We start from the raw sequence: 2,392 nt of genomic DNA on the forward strand, positions 1-2,392 counted from the left end.
GGATGCGGGCCGACCTGGTGGTGGCCCGCACCGCCGTCGCGCACGCCGCCTGGCGCGGGGCCACGACCGTCGAGGAGCAAGACGTCCGGGTCGCCGCCGAGCTGGCATTGCCGCACCGGCGCCGGCGGGACCCGTTCGACGACCCCGGCCTCGACCGCGATCAGCTGGACGACGCGCTGGCGCAAGCCGGCGACGGCGAGCCCGACCCCGAACCCGACCCCCAGCCGCCCAGCGGGAGCGGCGACTCTGCCGATGTGAGTGCGCCGCAAGCCAATTCGCCGGCACCGACGAAGCCCAGGCCCAGCGCGCCGCCGTCGAAAACCTTCCGCACCAAGGCGCTGACGGTGCCCGGCGTCGGCGCGGGAGCGCCCGGGCGGCGCTCGCGGGCCCGCAACTCCGCGGGCAGCGTCGTCGCGGCCGCCGACGGCAATGACACCGGCTCGGGCGCGCACGGGCTGCACCTGTTCGCCACCCTGCTGTCGGCCGCCGAGCGCGCCGCGGCCGGACCGTTGCGGCCGGCCCCGGATGACGTGCGGCGGGCGATCCGCGAAGGGCGCGAAGGCAACCTGGTGATCTTCGTCGTGGACGCGTCGGGTTCGATGGCGGCGCGCGACCGGATGGCCGCGGTGAGCGGCGCGACGCTGTCGCTGCTGCGCGACGCCTACCAGCGCCGCGACAAGGTCGCCGTGATCACGTTCCGCCAGCAGGAGGCGCGGCTGGTGCTGCCACCGACGTCGTCGGCGCACATCGCCGGCCGGCGACTGGCCCGATTCGACACCGGCGGCAAGACCCCGCTCGCGGAGGGGCTGCTGGCCGCGCGGCAGCTGATCGTCCGGGAGAAGGCCCGCGACCGGGCCCGGCGTGCCCTGGTGGTGGTGCTCACCGACGGCCGGGCCACCGCCGGGCCGGATCCGTTGGCCCGCAGCCGGTCCGCGGCCGCCAGGCTGGCGGCCGAGGGCGCCGCCGCGGTGGTGGTGGACTGCGAAACGTCTTATGTGCGGCTGGGTCTGGCCGGGCAACTGGCCCGCCAGCTCGGCGCGCCGGCCGTGCGCCTGGAGCAGTTGCACGCGGACTCCCTGACGCGCGCCGTGCGCAACGCGGCCTGAGAAAGGTAATCGCTCATGCCCCAAGGCCGCCCGCTTCAGGTCCCCGATGACGGCCTGAGCACCAGGGCCCGGCGCCACACCCCGGTGCTGGCGGTCCACACCGGCCCCGGCAAGGGGAAGTCGACGGCCGCATTCGGGATGGCGCTGCGCGCCTGGAACGCCGGACTGTCCGTCGCGGTGTTCCAATTCGTCAAGAGCGCCAAATGGAAAGTGGGCGAGGAGACCGCCTTCACGCAACTCGGGCGCGTACACGAACAGCACCACGTGGGCGGGCCGGTCGAATGGCACAAGATGGGGGCGGGCTGGTCCTGGTCGCGCAAGGCGGGCAGCGAGCTCGATCACGCCGCGGCCGCGGCCGACGGGTGGGCCGAGATCTCCCGCCGGCTGGCCGCGCAGCGCCACGATTTCTACGTGCTCGACGAATTCACCTACCCGCTGAAGTGGGGCTGGGTGGACGTCGACGAGGTGGTGGACGTGCTGCTGGCGCGGCCCGGCCACCAGCACGTGGTGGTGACCGGGCGGGATGCCCCGCGGCGGTTGATCGACGCCGCCGACCTGGTCACCGAGATGACCAAGGTCAAGCACCCGATGGACGCGGGCCGCAAGGGTCAGAAGGGCATCGAGTGGTGAGTGTCCCCGCGGTCGTCGTCGCCGCGCCGGCGTCGGGCAGCGGAAAGACCACCGTTGCAACGGGTTTGATCGGCGCCCTGCGGCGGGCGGGTCATGTGGTGGCGCCGTTCAAGGTCGGCCCCGACTTCATCGACCCCGGCTACCACGGCCTGGCGGCCGGGCGTCCCGGCCGCAACCTGGACCCGGTGCTGGTCGGCGAGGACCTCGTCGGCCCGCTGTACGCCCACGGGGCCGGCGGCGCCGACATGGCGGTGGTGGAAGGGGTGATGGGGCTCTTCGACGGGCGGATCGGCCCCGCCGCCGCCGGCCCCGCGGAGGGCTCCACCGCCCACGTCGCCGGCCTGCTCGGCGCCCCCGTCGTCCTGGTCGTCGACGCGCGCGGCCAGAGCCACAGCATCGCCGCTCTGCTGCATGGTTTTTCGACGTTCGACACCGCGACGCGGGTCCGCGGCGTGATCCTCAACCGGGTCGGTTCGGCCCGGCACGAGCACGTGCTGCGGCAGGCCTGCGAGCAGGCGGGCGTCGCGGTGCTGGGCGCCATCCCGCGCACGGCCGAATTAGAGCTTCCGACAAGATATTTGGGTCTGGTCACCGCGGCGGAGTACGGGCGGCGGGCGCGGCAGGCGGTCGAGGCGATGACCGACCTCATCGCCCAA

The 2,392-nt window shown here is 74.2% G+C and carries 3 protein-coding genes; all 3 read left to right on the forward strand.

Annotated elements, in window-relative coordinates; all coding sequences use genetic code 11:
* Positions 1-1,106 (forward strand): VWA domain-containing protein (locus A5713_RS15825; protein WP_156751906.1); only part of this gene is annotated, 1,106 nt, incomplete at its 5' end.
* Positions 1,107-1,121: 15 nt separating this feature from the next.
* Positions 1,122-1,736 carry a cob(I)yrinic acid a,c-diamide adenosyltransferase gene (cobO, locus tag A5713_RS15830; RefSeq protein ID WP_068096882.1) on the forward strand — a complete coding sequence of 205 codons (615 nt, stop codon included), beginning with the start codon at positions 1,122-1,124 and terminating at the stop codon, positions 1,734-1,736.
* Positions 1,733-2,392: cobyrinate a,c-diamide synthase (locus A5713_RS15835; protein WP_082972984.1), on the forward strand; the 660-nt coding region annotated here is incomplete at its 3' end. The genes cobO and A5713_RS15835, both read left to right, overlap by 4 nt.

This window comes from Mycobacterium sp. E2497, assembly GCF_001668695.1.
Lineage (GTDB): Bacteria > Actinomycetota > Actinomycetes > Mycobacteriales > Mycobacteriaceae > Mycobacterium.

Excerpts from the sequence above, each read along its gene's own strand:
- cobO (WP_068096882.1), top strand. The coding sequence starts at position 1,122 with ATGCCCCAAGGCCGCCCGCTTCAGGTCCCCGATGACGGCCTGAGCACC.